Genomic DNA, 18669 nt, shown 5'->3' on the forward strand with positions numbered 1-18669 from the left:
ACTTGAAATTAATTCAATAAAAAAAGGGTATGGATTTAAAATCCATACCCTTTTCAAATAAGTTTTATGATACTATTTTTAGTAATTTACATAATGTTTTCTTATATCATTACCAGTACTAAAAACTCATTATTCTATTCATAATATTCGTATTACAATTATTATGCAGTCACAGGATCACCCTTATGCAGGTTTACCACCAATAACACAGTTGCACCAATAATCCAATAGTAATATGCATCTATCCCTTCAAAACCTAAAAGAAAAGGAGCTACCACAAAGACTACGCCTACCAAGAAATCTACAATTAGATGTACTTTGTAAGGTATTACGCGTAGTGCTCCTAAATGATGATTAGTAAGCAAGGTTAAAATAAAAGCTGCTATACCTGTAGCAACAGATAATTGCAAAGCAAGTGGATTTGAACTTCCTAATCCTAATAAGAATGGTAGTGCCATTAAAGAAATAGCTACTGGGTAATCTAAGAATGCATGTATTCTTTTAGTTACAAATTTCATAGTTTCTAGTTTTATATGATTAAATTTTTGTTTTATGTGAGTTAAAATATTTTTCCTTGATGACTAGACCTTTATCATTCCAGATTCGATATATAATCTCGTGCCAATAAATAGTATTGTTTCTTGTAAGATTAAAATCGAAAGTAAACTCTGAAATAGAAACATTCCCATCTGTAATGGTTGAATGATGCGTGATGCTATTAATTTTACCAACAGCGTCTGTGATCGCTTGCATTTTTTCTAATGCTTGCACTTTATTGTTGGTTCGCACTCCTTTATAATCTAGAGTGATTACATTATCAGCAAAGAATTGCTCAACAGCAGCTATCATAAAACCTTGAGATACCAATGTATCTAGATCTTTTACCAAAGATTTAATATTCATACTCTATAATTTTAATGTCTTATAATATGTTAGTTATAAGAACATTACAAATGTATGAGCAAAGAGAAGATCTATGAGTACAAAAAAAACGCAAAAAATTGCACTTTTTATTTTTGGTATCGTAAAGGAGTAAATGTTTTGCCTTAAAAGGTGTAGTTATGTGTTTTTAACTTTGTAAAATCAAGATAGGGTGTTTTAATAGTAGTAGAGGTTTGTAATAATTCTTTATTAATAAAATGAAAAAGATTTAGAGAATAATACCAAATATTGTTCGTATCAAAATACACGTTTTACACCTTCAAAATCCTTTTTATACTCAGAAGGAGTACATCCTTTATTGGTTTTAAATACGCGATTAAAATTAGATACATTATTAAAACCACAATTGTAAGCTATTTCGGCAATAGAGGTATCTTTCTCTAATAACCATTGAGCTGCGAAACCTATGCGCATATCGTTTAGATACTCAACAAAAGTTTTTCCGGTTCTACTCTTCATAAATCTTCCAAAGGTAACCTCTGTCATATTAACTAATGATGCCAGATCTTGTACTTTAATTTTTTGATGAAAGTTTTTCTGTAAATAATCATAAACGACTTTTATCTTATCACTATTATGAAAATCTTCTTTTACTGGAGAATATGTTGATAATGTTTTTTGTCCTTTAGAAATTGCTAATGCATGTAAAAGAGAAATCAGCGAAAGAAAATAATCTAATCCATGTAGATTCATGATATTTTTGATTTTAGGACACAATTCTTGAGCAGTTGCTTTAGAAAATAATATTCCATGAGTAGAATTTTCAAACATATCCTGAATCGGTTTCATAATAGACCTACTTAGTAGTTTTTCCTGAAATAAATCATTATGAAATTGAATAGTTATTTCATGTATTTTTTTTTCAATACAATTATTTAATGTCCAACCATGAAGAAGATTTGGTCCCACGAGTACTAGTTCAATATCATCGATCTCTGCCATATGATCGCCAATGATTCGCTTAACCCCTTTTCCATTATAAATAAAATTAAGTTCATATTCTGGATGAAAATGTATAGGAAAGTCAAAACTATCCTTAATTCTATCAAAAACAAGAAAACAATCTTTAGGTGTTAACGGAGTAATTTCTCTATGTATGTTTTGTTCTAACAAGGTCATGACGTAAGAATTAGTATATAAAATGATAAAATAGTATTAATTTATAAATACTTCAGGAGCTACATTTGTCATTGTTAAGAATTTAGCAAATCATAAAATATAATTCACAAAAAATGACAATATTTTACGAATAAAGTTAATATTTTTTACAAACTCTTAAAACTAAAAAATATTTTTACAAATGTTAATTAAATTTCGTGATGCTTATAACCTGTTGAATTTCAGTTCAATGTTGCTTTTTGTTAAAATAGTATCACTTTTGTTTTTTCTTCAATCTTGTAAATCGAATAGTGCTTTATTAAAAAAAGAAACAACTTTAGTAGATACTCATGCGAGTAGACATGCCAGGTTTTTATTTAATAAAATTAAGATGATCCCTAAACAGGGATATGCTTTTGGTCATCAGGACGCAACTGCTTACGGAATAGGATGGAAAAACAATGGAAAGCAATATCAAAGTGATGTTTATGATGTTACAGGAGATTATCCTGCCGTTTATGGATTTGAGATAGGTCATATAGAATTAGGGCATGCTTTTAATCTGGATACTGTTAATTTTAAAATGATGAAAAAACTTATTCGGAAGGCTCATAAAAAAGGAGGTATTATCACAATAAGTTGGCATCCAAATAATCCTGTTTCAGGTAAAAGCGCATGGGACACAATACCAGCGGTAGAGGATATACTCTCTGGTGGTGTTCTTCATGCTAAATATAAAGATTGGCTCTTAAAAGTGGCAAACTTTTTAAATCATTTAAGAACCTCATGGGGTCAAAAAATTCCTGTAGTATTTAGACCTTATCATGAAATGAATGGCAGTTGGTTTTGGTGGGGGAAAGATAGTTGTAGTCCGCAACAATATAGACAGCTTTGGATAGAAACAGTAAAACAACTGAAAACATATAAAGTAAATAATGTTTTATTTGCTTATTCTCCTAATAAGCTAAAAGATAAAGCTGACTATTTAAAATATTACCCGGGAGATGAATATGTAGATATACTTGGTATCGATATTTATCAGCACACCACTACCGAAGATTTTATTAAAGCCATTACAGAAGATATTGCAGTAGTTAAAAATATTGCTCTTGAAAAAAACAAACCCTTTGTTTTGTCAGAAGCAGGATTAAATAAAGTAGCAGTAACCAATTGGTGGGTTGATGTTTTAGATAAACATATTGCAAACACAGGAATTTCTTGGGCTTTATTCTGGAGAAATGCATGGCCAAGCCATTATTTTGTACCCTATCCAGGTCATAAGAATGCTAGTGATTTTAAAGCTTTTAAAAACTTATCTCATGTTCTTTTTTTAGAAGATATAAAAAAAGTGAAATAGCATTTCATAATCAAGATATTATATATGAAACAATTAAAAACTCAAAAATTAAAATACAAGGAAAAAATAGGATATGGGTTTGGTGATTTTGCATCCTCAATGTTCTGGAAAATGTTCTCGGTTTATTTACTATTTTTTTATACAGATGTTTTTGGTATTTCTGCAGCTGTTGTGGGAACAATGTTTTTAATTACCAGAATCTTTGATGGCGCCAACGACCCGATCATGGGTATTATAGCAGATAGAACGAATACAAAATGGGGTAAATTTAGACCATACTTGTTATGGGTAGCAGTGCCTTTTGGAATTATTGGGGTGTTAACATTTACAACTCCAAACCTAAGTATGACCGGCAAGGTAATTTATGCCTATACTACATATTGTTTAATGATGATTATATATACGGCTATAAATGTCCCTTATGCATCATTACTAGGTGTTATGACTTCGGATTTAAAAGACCGTACTTCATTAGCAACTTATAGATTTATTTTCGCATTTGCCGGCAGTATTTTAGTATTAGCCCTAGCAGAACCATTAGTCGAGTTTTTTAGTAATACAAATGCAAAAAGTAATAATGCACAACAAGGTTGGCAATTTACGATGATAGTATTTTCTATAATTGCAATACTCTTTTTTTTAGGAACCTTTTACTTAACCAAAGAACGCATAAAACCTCCGAAAGAGCAAAAAACTTCATTAAAAGCTGACTTAAAAAACTTAGCGACCAATAAACCTTGGTTTGTACTTTTAGGAGCAGGTGTTTGTTCTTTAATCTTTAATTCTCTAAGAGATGGATCAACAATTTATTATTTTAAATATTTTTTTGAACATCAAGAAGCCTTTAAATTACCATTAATAGAACTTTCGATAACATTTAGCACACTGTATTTGGTTCTTGGACAAGTAGCTAACATTGTGGGTGTACTAATGGCAAAAATAATCTCTGATAGAATAGGAAAGAAAAACACTTTTTTTATAGCAATGTTTATTGCCACTATTTTAAGTTGCATCTTTTTTTGGTTTAAAGAAAATGACCTAATATTAATATTCATTTTTCAATTCTTTATTAGTGTTTGTGCAGGAATTGTTTTTCCGCTGCTATGGTCAATGTATGCGGATATAGCCGATTATTCAGAGTGGAAAACAGGGCGTAGAGCTACAGGACTTATATTTTCATCTTCTTCAATGTCTCAAAAAATGGGTTGGACACTTGGGGGAGCCTTGACTGGGTGGATGTTAGCATTTTACGGATTTGAAGCTAATGCGATACAAACAGAAGAAGCAAAAATAGGAATCAGAATGATGCTCAGTTTTATGCCTGCAATAGGAGCATTGCTTTCAGCAATTTTTATATGGTTTTATGCATTGGATGATGTATTCATGTTAAAAATAAATAAAGAATTAACAAATAAACGAAATCAAGAAATTTAATATTAAGTAATCAAATGATTGATAATAGAAATATACAGTCTGGAGTCACTATTTTCGATACTCTTTTTAAAGAGCATGAAATACTATTAAATAGAAGAAACAAAGCAGTAACGCGCCATAATGGAATTTATAAAAGATATGAATTTCCTGTACTTACTGCCGATCACACTCCTTTACATTGGCGATATGATTTAAATGTTCAAACGAATCCCTTTTTTATAGAACGAATAGGTGTAAACGCTACTTTTAACTCTGGAGCCATAAAATGGAAAGGTAATTATTTATTATGTGTACGAGTAGAAGGGTATGATCGAAAATCTTTTTTTGCAATTGCAGAAAGCCCCAACGGAATAGATAATTTTAGATTTTGGGATAAACCGGTAGTAATGCCAGAGACCGAAACCCCTGATGTTAATCTCTATGATATGCGTCTTACAAATCATGAAGATGGTTGGATATATGGGATTTTTTGTACAGAGAGAAAAGACTCTTGTGCTAAAGCGAACAATTTATCAGGAGCGATTGCAAATGCAGGGATTGCACGTACAAAAGATCTTATTAACTGGGAGAGACTTCCAGATCTTATAACACCTTCTAATCAACAACGTAATGTAGTGTTACATCCTGAGTTCGTAAACGGAGAATATGCTTTATATACAAGACCACAGGATGGATTTATAGAAACAGGAAATGGTGGTGGTATCGGTTTAGGGTATACTAAATCAATGGAAAATGCAGTCATAAAAGAAGAAAAAGTCATTTTCAATAAAGTTTTCCATACGGTTTATGAACTAAAAAATGGATTGGGTCCTGCTCCTCTAAAAACAGAAAAAGGATGGTTGCACCTAGCTCATGGAGTGCGTAGTACTGCATCAGGTTTACGTTATGTACTCTATTTGTTTATGACTGCTTTACATGATATTGGCGAAGTAATTTATCGCCCGGGAGGCTATTTTATGGCTCCTAATGAGAATGAAATCATAGGGGATGTAGGAAATGTTTTGTTCTCAAATGGTTGGATTCAAGATCCAGACGGAACAGTATTTATTTACTATGCCTCATCAGATGTTAGAATGCATGTCGCTGTATCTACAGTAGAAAGGCTAGTTGATTATTGTATGAATACACCTCAGGATGGTTTATCTAGTAAAGAATCTGTGAAAGTAATACATCATTTAATTGAAAAGAATAAAGGATTGTACTAGTGAATCAGGAATTTCTACATAGCGTTACACATGAGTTAACTAATATTCTAAATTATTGGAAAACGAATACTATCGATAAAAAACATGGAGGATATTTAGGTAGGATTGATCATTTTAATCAAGTTATAGATAAATCATCTAAAGGAATTATTCTTAATTCTAGAATTCTTTGGGCATTTTCTGCCGCATCAAATCATTATCAAAATGATGCGTATAAAGTAGAGTGCATTACGGCATACCAATATTTACAGAGTTGTTTTCGTGATAATAATAATGGTGGGGTATACTGGAAAGTTAACTATTTAGGAGAACCTCTAGAAACAAAAAAACAGACATATGCGCAAGCCTTTACAATTTATAGTCTTGCAGAATATTATAAGTATTGCAATAAAAAGGAAGTGTTAGAATGGGCCTTTGATTTGTTTGAACTAGTTGAAGAAAAAACAAAAGATCAAGAGTTTGATGGGTATATAGAAGCTTTTGAAAAAAATTGGGGCTCTTTACAAGATATGCGCTTAAGCGATAAAGACCTTAATGCACCAAAAACAATGAATACGCATTTGCATATTCTAGAAGCATATACGACACTTTTTGAAGTTACTAATAATAGCAAAGTAGAAAAAGCTTTAAAGGCACTTATAGATTTATTTTTAGATCAGTTTGTTTCAGAAAACAATCATTTTAAGTTATTCTTTTCAAAAGACTGGAAAAATCTCTCACACGAAACTTCATTTGGACATGATATAGAAGCTGCTTGGTTATTGCTAAATGCATCAAAACAATTAAATGATCTTAGTTATATCAAAAAAACTGAAATACTAGCTTTAAAAATTGTAGATACTTTTTTAGAAGAAGCAATAGATCAGGATTTTGGGGTGTTTAATGCCATTAATCAAAAGACTAATAAACTTGATTTTGATAAGCATTGGTGGCCGCAAGCAGAAGCAATTGTAGGATTACTATATGTATGGGAAATAACCAACGATAAAAAATACCTAGCTATAGCAAATAAAGTTTGGGCATTTATAGAACGATATATTATAGACTTCGATAATGGAGAATGGTATTTTAGGGTAGATCGTCACAGTGTACCCTACCAAAATGAAAATAAAGTAGGCCCCTGGAAATGTCCTTATCATAATACCAGAGCCTGTATAGAGATTATAAGAAAACTAAAATAAACCATAGAAAATGATGATTCTATACCCATACTGACTTAAAAATTAATTAACTAAATATACTCTTATGTCCAAAACCAAACTTTTATTAATCACCCTGTTTTTAGGGGTGATACAACTAGGCTGGTCACAGAAAATAGTGACTGGTACTGTAACAGATGATAAAGGCACTCCTATTTTGGGTGCTAATGTACTTGTTAAAGATACCAATCGGGGTACTACTACAGATTTTGATGGTAAGTTTACTATAGAAGTATCAAGTTCAGAAACCTTAGTTTTTAGTTCACTCGGGTTTACTTCACAAACTATTCTTGTAGGAGATCAAATTTCTATAAATATTACAATGACAGAAGAAGCTAGTGCACTAGCAGAAGTTGTAGTCACAGGATACTCAACCCAGAGTACTAGAGATATTACTGGATCTGTTTCTATAGTGAAAGCTGAAGATCTAGAAGCTACTTCGCCGTTAAACGTAGAAGAAGCCTTGCAAGGGCAAAGTTCTGGTGTGGTTGTCGGTAATCAAGGAGGTCCTGGTCAAGGTGCAGTAGTTCGTATTCGAGGGTATGGAACGATAAATGGTAATGACCCATTATATATAATTGATGGTACTCCAACTGGAGCTGGACTTACAGATATAAACCCAAATGATATTGAATCAGTTCAGGTGTTAAAAGATGCTTCTTCGGCAGCTATTTACGGAAACCGAGCGGCAAACGGAGTTATCATTATAACCACTAAAAGTGGAAAAAGAAACTCAAAAATTAACTTTTCGGCTAATGCCTATGTAGGTGTAGATTTTATTCCAAATAGTGTATTTCCCGATTTAGCCTCACCACAACAATTAGCTGATGCAATTTGGCAGGCAGCGACAAATGATGGTACAACACCAAGTAATCAACAATATGGAAACGGCGCTAACCCATTAATACCTGTTTATTTATTTCCGCAAGGAGCCCAAACAGCAGATGAAAGTTCATATAACTTTCCTGATAATAGAATCACAAGAGCAAACTCGCAAGGGACAGATTGGTTTGACGAATATTTTAATGCAGCTACCATTAAAAATTTTAATATAAGCGCATCAGGAGGATCAGAAAATTCTAGAGCATTTATGTCACTTAGTGCTTTAGATCAAGAAGGAGTTGCTTATGAGACCGATTTTTTAAGATATACCTTACGAGCAAACTCTTCTTTTAACGTTACAGATAGATTTAGAATAGGAGAAAATGTAACTATTTCTTATGCAGAACAAACAATACCTCCTGGGGTAGATGTTGATGATGGTACTATTGCGTCATTGTATCGAATCAACCCTCTTATACCAGTTAGAGATATAGGAGGTAATTTTGCAGGATCAGGAGTAGGTGGTTTAGGAAATGGAAAAAATCCGATTGCTATTGCAGATAGAAATAAAGATAATGCTATTCTTACCTTACGTGCATTAGGTAATTTTTATGGAGAATTTGATGTTGTCCAAGGCTTAACGTTTAAATCAAATCTAGGATTTGATCTTGAATCAATAAACACTACAAATTTTGAACCTGCATCTGTAGAAGGTGAATCACCAACAAATAATTTGCTAACAGAATCATCATCATTCGCGACCACCTATACATGGTTTAATACCTTAACATATACCAAGACTTTTGGTGAACACACAATAGATATATTAACAGGAACAGAATTTAACAAACAAAAATTTAGAAATTTCGGAGCAAATAGAGGTGGTTTTATTTTTGACGATGTAGTTGATATTCGGTACCTGGATCTGGGCACAACTTCTTACGGTGGTTTCGGAAACGGATTTATTACATCATACTTTTCAGCATTTGGTAAAGCAGATTATAAATTAAAAGATAGATACTTATTAAGCGCAACAGTGCGTTACGATAGTTCTTCAATATTTAGTAAAGATAATAGAGATGGCGTGTTTCCATCGTTTAGTGCCGGTTGGAGAGTGACAAATGAGAGTTTTCTAGAAGATTCTAATGCAGTTAATGATTTGATGTTAAAAGTAGGATATGGTATCACAGCCAATAACGGATCTATTAATGCTACCTCAAGAGTAAATACTTTTTCTGCAAACACCGATTTTTTTGCCTATCCTACAAGTAATGAAGTCTCGGCAGTGGGATATGGATTGGGATCAAGAGGAAATCCTGATCTAGAATGGGAGACGACAACTACTTTTAATATCGGAATTACATCTAAATTGTTTAATGCCTTAGATGTTAACCTTGAATATTACAATGCCACTACTGAAGATATGTTATTGTTTGTTCCTGATGATCCTACTGTTTTAGGGCAGAATAACGGAAGGATAGAGAACTTGGGAGAAATGAATAACAAAGGATTTGACGCAAGTTTAGGCTATAGTAACCCTAAAACTAATGCTTTTACATATAATGTTAGCTTTAATATATCGTCTTATAAAAATGAAGTTGTTTTTTTGGATGAAGAAAACCTTAATACTTTTATTCAAGGAGATCGGGTAAGAGATCAGTTACCCAATAGAACCCAAGCAGGTCAACCTCTTGCTTCATTTTATGGAAAAGTTTTTACCGGGATAGGACCCGATGGAAGAATGCAGTTTGCTAATAATGGAGAACAACAGTTTATTGGCAACCCTCACCCTGATTTTACCTATGGCTTAAATTTTAACGCAGCATATAAGAATTTTGACTTTTCACTACTATTACAAGGGTCTCAAGGAAATGATTTATATAATTTCATGAAGTTTTTTACCGATTTCAACACATTTCCAGGAGCCAAAAGTATAAATTATGTAACTCAAAATGGTTTACCTGCATTAACTAACGAAGCCGATATTATTTTGGCAGAATCTGCCCAATCTTCCTTTTATATAGAAGACGGTTCTTATGTAAGGTTAAAGAATATAGTAATAGGATATTCAATACCAGAAGCAGTATCAAAAAAATTAGGTGTTCAAAAAATCAGATGGTATCTTCAAGGAAGAAATTTGATAACATTAACAGATTATACTGGACTTGATCCTGAAGTAAATTTAAGAAACGTAGGAGGAACTAATCCAAACCTAACCATTGGTTTGGATAGTGGAGTTTATCCAATAAATAGATCTATAATATTTGGCTTCAATGTTTCATTTTAAAAAGATAATCATGAAAAAAATAATAACAATAATAACTATTTTTACGATCGTATTCTTCTCGTGTGAAGATGAGTTAAATGTACCTGTTCAATCTGCTATTTCAGGTGATGAGGTGCCATTAAACGCGGCGTTTATAGAAACTCAAGTTGTTGCAGCATATGCAATGCTAGATGGAAATAGAGATAATGAAAATGTATGGCGAGCAGCCCCATCAAATTGGGTGTATGGAGAGGTTACTTCGGATAATGCTTACAAAGGTAGTGATGCAGGAGACCAATCCGAAATAACAGCTTTTGAAACGTATGCAGGAGCACCTCAAAACTCATACGTAGATTATAAATGGATTTCGGTTTTTGAAGGAGTAGCACGAACAAATGGAGTTATCAATTCTATAAATAAAGGGATCGCAGCTGGAACAATAACAGCAGCAGAAGCAAATGATTTTATGGCAGAAGCAAGATTTCTGAGAGCACATTATCATTTTGAAGCTAAAAAAATATGGGGTAATATTCCTTTTGTAGATGAAACAATTACTCAAAGTATCACAAATGTTGACGTAGATGTATGGACGCCTATAGAAATTGATTTTCAATATGCCATAGATAATCTACCAGAAGAAAGTAGGCGTGTTGGAGGTGCTAATTCTTGGAATGCAAAAGTCTATTTAGCAAAAGCACATATGTATCAATTAGATTATGATGCTGCCAAACCTTTACTTGATGATGTAATCAATTCAGGTCCTTACTCGTTAAATACATTTTTTCATGATAATTTTGATGCCGATACAAACAATAGTACAGAATCTGTTTTTGCAGTACAGTATGCAGTAAACGACGGGAGTAACGATAGTAGTAATGGTAACTATGGCGATATCCTAAATCATCCCCATAATAGTCCTATTGGGGCAGGGTGTTGTGGCTTTTTTCAGCCCTCTCATGATTTGGTAAATGCATATTTAACAGATGCATCAGGATTACCATTAATAAGAAATTTACCTACAGATCCTGCTAACTATGTTAAAAACGTAGACCCCAGCGATATTATAGGAACCGATACAGACGGTAGCTCAATACCAAGAAATAGAGATAATGATTCATTTGTTCCAGAAACTAGAAATCTAGACCCTAGATTAGATTGGACAGTAGGTAGAAAAGGTATTCCTTTTAATGGTTGGGGTGATTTTCCAGGATTGGCATGGACCAGAGACCCTGCAAATGGCGGTCCTTATGTTTCAAAGAAAATAGTTTATCGCGCAGATCAACAAGGAACGGTAAATACAGCAACCGGTTGGGCAACAACAGTCAACGCAATTAATACAAATATCATTCGATTTTCAGAAGTATTACTATGGAGAGCAGAAATAGCTGCCGATGAAGGAGACTTGGGAACAGCTGTAACGTATGTAGATAGAGTCCGAGCAAGAGCAGCTAATCCAGCAGGGTGGGTTAAAAGAGATGATGGTACAGATGCCGCTAATTATGTTATTGGGTTATATACCGACAATGGGGGTTTTTCGGATATAGATTTTGCTCAAGAAGCTATTTTGTTTGAATATAGATTAGAAACAGCTTTAGAGGGACATCGCTTTTTTGATTTGGTAAGACGCAAGAAAGCAGACCAAGTATTAAATGGATACTTAACTAGAGAACAATTTAGAAGTTATTTGTCTTCTGCCACATATGCAGATACGAAGTCGATTTTTCCGATCCCACAATCTGTTATTGACTTAAGTAAAGGAGTTATCAAACAAAATACAGGATATTAAAGTAAATAGAGTTGATTTATTTTAGTTAAAGAGCAGAGCGTATCATGATTGTGCTCTGTTCTTTTTAATTTGATTTTATGAATACAGTTAACCTTAATTATTCGATAGTATGTCGTTAAAGTTTAAGTTTTTGAGTAGTCTTTGTTGTATTTGTTTGTCAATGATCATGTCATGTCAGGATGAGTTAAAAACTTCAGAAAAGCAATTTAGAAGACTTACAAAAGAACAAACTAAAATCAATTTTCAAAATACACTTACTGAAAATGATTCTATAAATTACTTTAGCTACTCTTACCTCTATATGGGCGGTGGTATAGCTGTAGGAGATATAAATAATGATGGTTATACAGACATATTCTTTACAGGAAATATGGTTCCTAATAAGTTGTATTTAAATCAAGGAAATTTAACTTTTAAGGATATTACTGCAGAGGCTAAGGTATCAGGAGGCAAACAATGGTTTACAGGAGTAACAATGGCAGATGTAAATGGAGATGGATATCTTGATATTTATTGCGCTGTTGCAGGAAAAAGTGCACCAAAAAACAACCTTCTATATATAAATAATGGGGATAGTACATTTACTGAAAAAGGAACAGAATATGGTGTCGATGATAAAGGAAATAGTGTTCAAGGAACTTTTTTTGACTATGATCTAGATGGGGATTTAGATCTTTATGTAGCCAATTATCCGCCTACTCGTTTTAGTGCCCCTAATGATTATTATTTATTCAAAATGAATACCGTAAAAGATGTTGAGAGTGATAAATTATATAGAAATGAAGGAGATCGATTTATAGATGTTACAGATGTGTCTGGAGTACGTTCTTTTGGTCTTACACTAAGTGCTACCGTAGGGGATTTAAATGAAGATGGGTGGCCCGATATCTATGTGTCTAATGATTTTAGTACACCAGATTATATGTATTTGAATAATCAGGATGGAACATTTAAAGAAGTACTTAAAACGGCCACCAAGCAGACTTCATTTTATGGTATGGGTGTAGATATTGCTGATTATAATAATGATGGGTTACTAGATATTTTGCAAGTAGATATGGATGCAAAGAATAACAGACGCGCAAAAGCTAATATGGCAAGTATGAATCCAGCTATTTTTTGGAGTACCGTAAATTCAGGATTCCATTATCAATATATGCATAACTCTTTACAAATGAATTCGGGAGTATTAAAAAATGATATTCCAGATTTTAGCAATTTATCTCGTTTGGCAGGGGTTTCATCCACAGACTGGAGTTGGGGGCCCTTATTTGCAGATCTTGATAATGACGGATGGAAAGATATTTTTATTTCTAATGGTACAAGAAGAGAAATTAATAACAGGGATTACTTTAACCAACTTAGTAAAGTAAGAAATAAAAGAGATAGCTTATTAGAAAGATCGTTAGCCATTCCTTCAGAAAAAATCGACAATTTCGTCTTTCGTAATAAAGGAGATTTAACTTTTGAGAAGGTTAATACGTTATGGGGGATATCGTATAAAGGATTTTCTAATGGGTGTGTATATGTAGATTTAGATAATGATGGTGACCTTGAGATTGTAACCAATAATATTGATGATTATGCATCTGTTTTTGAAAATACAAATGTAGCAGCTAACAATTACATTTCTATTAAACTTAGAGGTCAAGAAAAAAATCCATACGGGATAGGAGCGAGAGTCTATGTTTCTACTTCAGAAAAAACGCAAATGCAAGAACTCTCATTAACCAGAGGGTTTCAATCTTCTGTAGCACCAAAACTTCATTTCGGTTTGAAAAAAGAAAATGAGATTTTGGAACTTAAAGTCATTTGGCCAGATAAAAGGCAACAAATAATTAAAAATATTCAATCAAATCAACAAATCGTATTAGATTACAAAAACGCAACGTTAATCAAAAAAACAACCACAGATAACGTAACAAAAGTTTTTACCACTGTTATTTCAGATTCCTTGAGGCTATCTCATAAACATGAAGAGAATGTATATGATGATTTTGCTAAAGAAATTTTATTACCACATAAAACCTCTGCCTTTGGACCTGGTATAGCAGTAGGGGATCTTAACGGAGATGATTTAGATGATCTTTATATAGGAGGCGCCGCTAAACATGTCGGAGGTCTTTATTATCAAACAAAAAATGGATTCGAAAAACAAGATAGTAACGCTATAAACAATGATAAAGCATATGAGGATCTAGGCGCACTTATTTTTGATGCAGATAATGATGGAGACAATGATCTTTATATAGTAAGTGGAGGAAACGAATATGGTAAAGATTCAGAATTGCTTCAAGATAGATTATATATCAATAATGGTTTGGGAGAGTTTTTTAAATCAGCTTCTGCTTTGCCTAAAATGATTACAAGCGGATCTAGAGTGTATGCCGAAGATTATGATAAGGACGGGGATTTAGATGTATTTATAGGTGGTCGTTTAGTACCTGGAAATTACCCATTACCAGCAAATAGTTATTTACTTGAAAATGTTTCAAAAAATGGAATAGCAAAATTTATAGATGTTACCTTAAAAAAAGCACCAGAACTTTACAAATTAGGAATGGTAACAAGTGCTGTCTGGACCGATTTTGATAAGGATGATTGGATCGATCTTATTATAGTAGGAGAATGGATGCCTATAAAAGTATTTAAAAATAATAAAGGGAAAGACTTTGTTGATATTTCTGAGCAAACGGGTTTACAGGATACTACTGGCTGGTGGTTTAGTTGTAAAGAAGGAGATTTTGATAATGATGGTGATAAAGACTTTATAATAGGAAACCTGGGTTTAAACTACAAATATCAAGCAAATGCAGAGGAGACTTTTGATATCTATTATCATGATTTTGATAGTAATATGACCAAAGATATTGTACTAAGTTATTTTAACGATGGTCAAAAATTTCCTGTAAGAGGAAGACAATGTTCATCTGATCAAATGCCAGGGATTAAAAATAAATTCAAGAACTATGCTTCTTTTTCTAATGCTACTCTCGAAGATATTTATACAAAAAAGTATTTAGAAGATGCATTGCATTATCAAGTAAAATCTTTTGCGAGTATATATCTTGAAAATAAAGATGGTAAATTTCAAATTCATCGATTACCTGTCGAAGCTCAAATATCAAGTGTTAATCAAATTTTAGTGCAAGATTTTGATAAAGATGGTAATCTAGATGCTCTTTTAGCGGGTAATTTATATAGTTCAGAAGTAGAAACTCCAAGAGCAGATGCCGGAATTGGATTGTTTTTAAAAGGAGACGGTACTGGAGCTTTTAAACCAATTAATGCTAGCAAAAGTGGTTTCTATGCGCCTAATGATGTTAAAGATATGGCTACAGTTAAAACTTCTAAAGGGGACTTTATTATTTGTGCCAAAAACAATGATTATGTACAGCTCATAAAAATTAATTAATGAGCCAATTTTTAAGCTAACTTATTCATGACTAAAGTGGCTGCTGCTAAATCTTGTGTGCCTAAACCTACAAGTTTTGCTATGGTTATTTTATTACTATCGCCAGAATATGTATTGTCAGAAAATGCTTTTCCAAATTCTATTGTTTTGTTTTTGAGTTGAGGTAATGATTTAAGTGCCTTAGAATATTCTCCATATTTTGAGTTTAAATCAAGACTATCTACAAAAACCATATCGGCTTTTTTAAAACAATCGATGTCTAACTCTTTTTTGAATGTGTCATCTGCACCAACGGCAGTAATGTGTTGTCCTTTTTGTAACCATTCTCCTTTTATTAAAGGAGTTTTACTAGAGGTTGTTGTGAGTATTATTGTGGTTGTCTTTACAGCTTCTTCAACAGAATTAGCAATGGTAATCGAGATGTTTTGAAGTTTTTTTTCTAATTTGTTTTTTAGAAGAATTGCGTTGTTCTTATTTCTTCCGTAGATCACCAAACTAGTTATTGCTCTCAATTTACTTAGGGCTAAAACTTGATGATACGCTTGGATACCAGTACCGATAACAGAAATAGCATTTGATTGTTGTGATGCTACAACATTGGTTATTATGCCACCGGCAGCAGCTGTTCTTAAATCGGTTAAAGTTCCTTTATCATCCAATATTGCTTTTAATTCTCCGGTATTAGCATCAAAAAGAAAAATAGATCCATTATTAGGGGATTTATTTTGTTTTAAGTTATTAGGAAACATTGTAGCTACTTTTATAGAAAAGTAAGGATAACCATCGATTGCTGCTGTTTTTATGTGTGCATCTGAGTTATTAGGAAAATGTAATAGATGTATAGGTATACCTATTAAACGAGATGAATTATAGTCAATAAATGATTGTTTAACAGGTTCAAATAAATCTTGTATTTCAATCAAAGATTGTATCTGTTCAAAAGAGACGTTTATCATGCTTTTAATAAATTTTGGATAACAAATACTTCAAATTGCTTAAGTGCTTCAGGTATTGTTGTTCTTCCGAAACCTATTCTAAAATAACCTTGAAGATCATAAATACTACTGGGTAATAGTAAAACGCTTTGTTTGTGTAATACTGTTTGAGCAAAGTTCATGTCTTCGGTATCAAACTTCATTTTTACAAAAGCTATTGGACCGGCATTTGGTTTATACCATGAAAATAAATCTTGATATGTTTCAAAAAAACGATCAAATAAAGGTAAGTTTTCATGAACGATATTAAGATTTCTTTCCAAGATCTTATTTCTATTTCTAAGGGCTACTTCGGCTAAAAATTCACTTGGACCAGCGTTACAAATAGTTGTATATTCTTTGAAAATAGCTATATTTTCTATGATTTTAGAATTTCGAGAAGCTATCCAGCCTATTCTTAAACCAGGTAATCCATATGTTTTAGACATCACCCCAACAGAAACACCATTTTCGTAAATATCTGCAAATGCAGGAATAGTATATTCAGATTTATGCTCTAATTCTCTGTAAACTTCATCACAAAAAATAATGATGTTGTGTGTTCGTGCTATTTCGACAATAGCTAATTGCTCTTCTTTAGAAAAGTGAAAACCAGTCGGATTATGAGGTGTATTAAGATATATGGCTTTAGTTTTGCTAGTCACCATTTTTTTTAATTCTTCCAGATCAAATGTCGGAGTGTTATTTACGTACTTTACGTTCCATTTTTGAATTTTGCACCCAATACTTTCGGGTACAGAATGTAAAGACTGATAACATGGCGATTGTACAATAATTTCGTCTTGAGACTTAAGATTTGCCTGTGAAAACAAGAAGATAGGTTCTTGTGCACCTGTGCAAACTAATAAATCTTCTGACGTAACTTTAGTGTAAATATTAGAGATTTCCTTTCTAAGTCGAGGGTGACCTTTTGTTTCTGTATACCCAAGCCATAAATTATGAAACTTATCGGTAGCTCCTTTTTCTAAAGAAAGTAATTCCTTTATGGTCATAGCCTCACAATCAGAATTGCAAAGAGAATACTTTGCAGAAAATTCATGAATAGTATAGTATCTTTCTAATTTGAAGGGTTTTATGTTCATAATGTTACAGGATAAAAAGTAATAACGAAAATAAAATCTAGTCAGGAAAAAAGAGGAGAAAAACTTGCTAATTTTGGTTTAAATATATTTTTAATCTGAGATCATTTTTGTCCGGATTAGTTTCTGTAGATATTTTATATCCTTAAAACCAACAAGATCACAAATTTCAGAGAGAGCATACGTTTTTTTCTTAAGCAATTCTGAGGCAGAATTAATTCGTAATTGAATCAAATATTGATGCGGAGTTTTTCCTACCACCGATTTAAAAGACCTCAGAAAATGGTATTCAGACATACAGGCAATACTAGCTAAAATCGTTAGATTTAAGTCTTTTGCATAGCTAGATTGTATATACTCTTTGGTTTGATTAATTCGTTTAAATATCTCTAATCGAGTACTAGTCTTTTGATGATTAAGTTTGTTTGCCTGAACATATAATTGATAGTTTAAGCATAACAATTCTTCTATTATATAAATGTTGATTTCATTTTTGAGAAGTAAATTCTCACTTTTCGGTAACATCCCCAAAAGTTGATTGAGCAAGTAGACTAATCTTTTGCTTTTTTGTTGTTTAAATTCGAAAAATTCTACATTATTGTGTGAATAGTATGGGTTAGAAAGTAAAAGGTCATCTTTTTGAGTTAATCCAGCAAACACTTCTTTTTCTAAATCTTTTCTGAAATATAACGAAGCAGAATCTACTTCATCCTTAGAATCTATAATACTGGTATACGAATGATTTTCATTAATTATCAAGATAGATTCGGGATAAACTCGAATAGGAATATTATCTAAGACATAGGTTTCGGTACCTTTTAGAGTGGTTTTTACAGATAAAGGACCTTTTTTATCAATGTATGTGATTGATTTACTTTTGGCTTTTAATAGGATATTCCGAGACCATAGATCATTATAAAAATAACCTGAATTTAAATCTGGATCCGGAAATTGATTATACACCATTGTTTTTTATAATATTAAATAATAAAGGTTCACAATAATCTTCTGTAAATATCATGATTAGTTTCGATTCTCTATTAATTATAAAGTTACCTAAAAAAGTGATAA

At 32.4% G+C, this 18669-nt stretch carries 13 protein-coding genes; 7 read left to right on the forward strand and 6 right to left on the reverse strand.

All coding sequences use genetic code 11. The annotated features are described in order from the left end of the window. Nucleotides 1–161: 161 nt before the first annotated feature. From D1816_RS18985 to D1816_RS18995, 3 genes are all read right to left on the reverse strand, one after another. A complete protein-coding gene (locus tag D1816_RS18985; RefSeq protein ID WP_118504910.1) occupies nucleotides 162–518 on the reverse strand; it encodes a hypothetical protein in 357 nt (118 codons plus the stop codon). 19 nt (nucleotides 519–537) lie between these two features. Further along, on the reverse strand, nucleotides 538–903 hold the full coding sequence (locus D1816_RS18990) for a hypothetical protein (protein WP_118504912.1): 366 nt from the start codon (nucleotides 901–903) through the stop codon (nucleotides 538–540). Nucleotides 904–1179: 276 nt separating this feature from the next. Next, nucleotides 1180–2061, reverse strand: coding sequence for an AraC family transcriptional regulator (locus tag D1816_RS18995; protein WP_118504915.1), 882 nt, complete (start codon nucleotides 2059–2061; stop codon nucleotides 1180–1182). A 370-nt stretch (nucleotides 2062–2431) separates the two neighbouring features. Here D1816_RS18995 and D1816_RS19000 point away from each other — a divergent pair, with 370 nt between their 5' ends. The 7 genes from D1816_RS19000 (at nucleotide 2432) to D1816_RS19030 (ending at nucleotide 15524) form a co-directional block, all read left to right on the forward strand. After that, complete coding sequence (locus D1816_RS19000; protein ID WP_232517391.1) at nucleotides 2432–3397, forward strand: glycoside hydrolase family 26 protein; 966 nt, start codon at nucleotides 2432–2434, stop codon at nucleotides 3395–3397. A 24-nt stretch (nucleotides 3398–3421) separates the two neighbouring features. Continuing rightward, complete coding sequence (locus D1816_RS19005) at nucleotides 3422–4831, forward strand: MFS transporter (protein ID WP_118504917.1); 1410 nt, start codon at nucleotides 3422–3424, stop codon at nucleotides 4829–4831. A 14-nt stretch (nucleotides 4832–4845) separates the two neighbouring features. Beyond that, nucleotides 4846–6036, forward strand: coding sequence for a glycosidase (locus D1816_RS19010; protein ID WP_118504919.1), 1191 nt, complete (start codon nucleotides 4846–4848; stop codon nucleotides 6034–6036). Beyond that, entirely contained in the window at nucleotides 6036–7217 is a 1182-nt protein-coding gene (locus D1816_RS19015) for an AGE family epimerase/isomerase (RefSeq protein ID WP_233565338.1), read from the forward strand. Before D1816_RS19010 ends, D1816_RS19015 begins: the two co-directional genes overlap by 1 nt. 64 nt (nucleotides 7218–7281) lie before the next feature. Beyond that, nucleotides 7282–10344, forward strand: coding sequence for a TonB-dependent receptor (locus D1816_RS19020; protein ID WP_118504923.1), 3063 nt, complete (start codon nucleotides 7282–7284; stop codon nucleotides 10342–10344). Between the two features lie 10 nt (nucleotides 10345–10354). Continuing rightward, entirely contained in the window at nucleotides 10355–12109 is a 1755-nt protein-coding gene (locus D1816_RS19025; RefSeq protein WP_118506290.1) for a RagB/SusD family nutrient uptake outer membrane protein, read from the forward strand. 160 nt (nucleotides 12110–12269) lie between these two features. Beyond that, entirely contained in the window at nucleotides 12270–15524 is a 3255-nt protein-coding gene (locus tag D1816_RS19030) for a VCBS repeat-containing protein (protein WP_118504925.1), read from the forward strand. Nucleotides 15525–15535: 11 nt separating this feature from the next. Here the strand turns inward: D1816_RS19030 and D1816_RS19035 are convergent, their stop codons facing one another. The 3 genes from D1816_RS19035 to D1816_RS19045 all read right to left on the reverse strand — a co-directional run bounded on the left by D1816_RS19035 (nucleotide 15536) and on the right by D1816_RS19045 (nucleotide 18564). Next, nucleotides 15536–16480: an ornithine cyclodeaminase family protein gene (locus D1816_RS19035; RefSeq protein WP_118504927.1), complete on the reverse strand. Its 945-nt coding sequence runs from the start codon at nucleotides 16478–16480 to the stop codon at nucleotides 15536–15538. Then, complete coding sequence (locus tag D1816_RS19040) at nucleotides 16477–17601, reverse strand: aminotransferase class I/II-fold pyridoxal phosphate-dependent enzyme (RefSeq protein ID WP_118504929.1); 1125 nt, start codon at nucleotides 17599–17601, stop codon at nucleotides 16477–16479. The genes D1816_RS19035 and D1816_RS19040 overlap by 4 nt, the downstream gene beginning before the upstream one ends. 90 nt (nucleotides 17602–17691) lie before the next feature. Beyond that, nucleotides 17692–18564 (reverse strand): helix-turn-helix transcriptional regulator, encoded by an 873-nt coding sequence (locus tag D1816_RS19045; protein ID WP_118504931.1) that lies wholly within the window; start codon nucleotides 18562–18564, stop codon nucleotides 17692–17694. Between the last annotated feature and the right edge of the window lie 105 nt (nucleotides 18565–18669).

This window comes from Aquimarina sp. AD10, assembly GCF_003443715.1.
In the GTDB taxonomy this organism is placed as follows: Bacteria; Bacteroidota; Bacteroidia; order Flavobacteriales; family Flavobacteriaceae; genus Aquimarina; species Aquimarina aggregata.

Excerpts from the sequence above, each read along its gene's own strand:
- D1816_RS19000 (WP_232517391.1), top strand. The coding sequence starts at position 2,432 with ATGATCCCTAAACAGGGATATGCTTTTGGTCATCAGGACGCAACTGCT.
- D1816_RS18985 (WP_118504910.1), bottom strand. The coding sequence starts at position 518 with ATGAAATTTGTAACTAAAAGAATACATGCATTCTTAGATTACCCAGTA.
- D1816_RS18995 (WP_118504915.1), bottom strand. The coding sequence starts at position 2,061 with ATGACCTTGTTAGAACAAAACATACATAGAGAAATTACTCCGTTAACA.
- D1816_RS19025 (WP_118506290.1), top strand. The coding sequence starts at position 10,355 with ATGAAAAAAATAATAACAATAATAACTATTTTTACGATCGTATTCTTC.
- D1816_RS19035 (WP_118504927.1), bottom strand. The coding sequence starts at position 16,480 with ATGATAAACGTCTCTTTTGAACAGATACAATCTTTGATTGAAATACAA.
- D1816_RS19020 (WP_118504923.1), top strand. The coding sequence starts at position 7,282 with ATGTCCAAAACCAAACTTTTATTAATCACCCTGTTTTTAGGGGTGATA.
- D1816_RS19045 (WP_118504931.1), bottom strand. The coding sequence starts at position 18,564 with ATGGTGTATAATCAATTTCCGGATCCAGATTTAAATTCAGGTTATTTT.
- D1816_RS19030 (WP_118504925.1), top strand. The coding sequence starts at position 12,270 with ATGATCATGTCATGTCAGGATGAGTTAAAAACTTCAGAAAAGCAATTT.
- D1816_RS19010 (WP_118504919.1), top strand. The coding sequence starts at position 4,846 with ATGATTGATAATAGAAATATACAGTCTGGAGTCACTATTTTCGATACT.
- D1816_RS19040 (WP_118504929.1), bottom strand. The coding sequence starts at position 17,601 with ATGAACATAAAACCCTTCAAATTAGAAAGATACTATACTATTCATGAA.
- D1816_RS19005 (WP_118504917.1), top strand. The coding sequence starts at position 3,422 with ATGAAACAATTAAAAACTCAAAAATTAAAATACAAGGAAAAAATAGGA.
- D1816_RS18990 (WP_118504912.1), bottom strand. The coding sequence starts at position 903 with ATGAATATTAAATCTTTGGTAAAAGATCTAGATACATTGGTATCTCAA.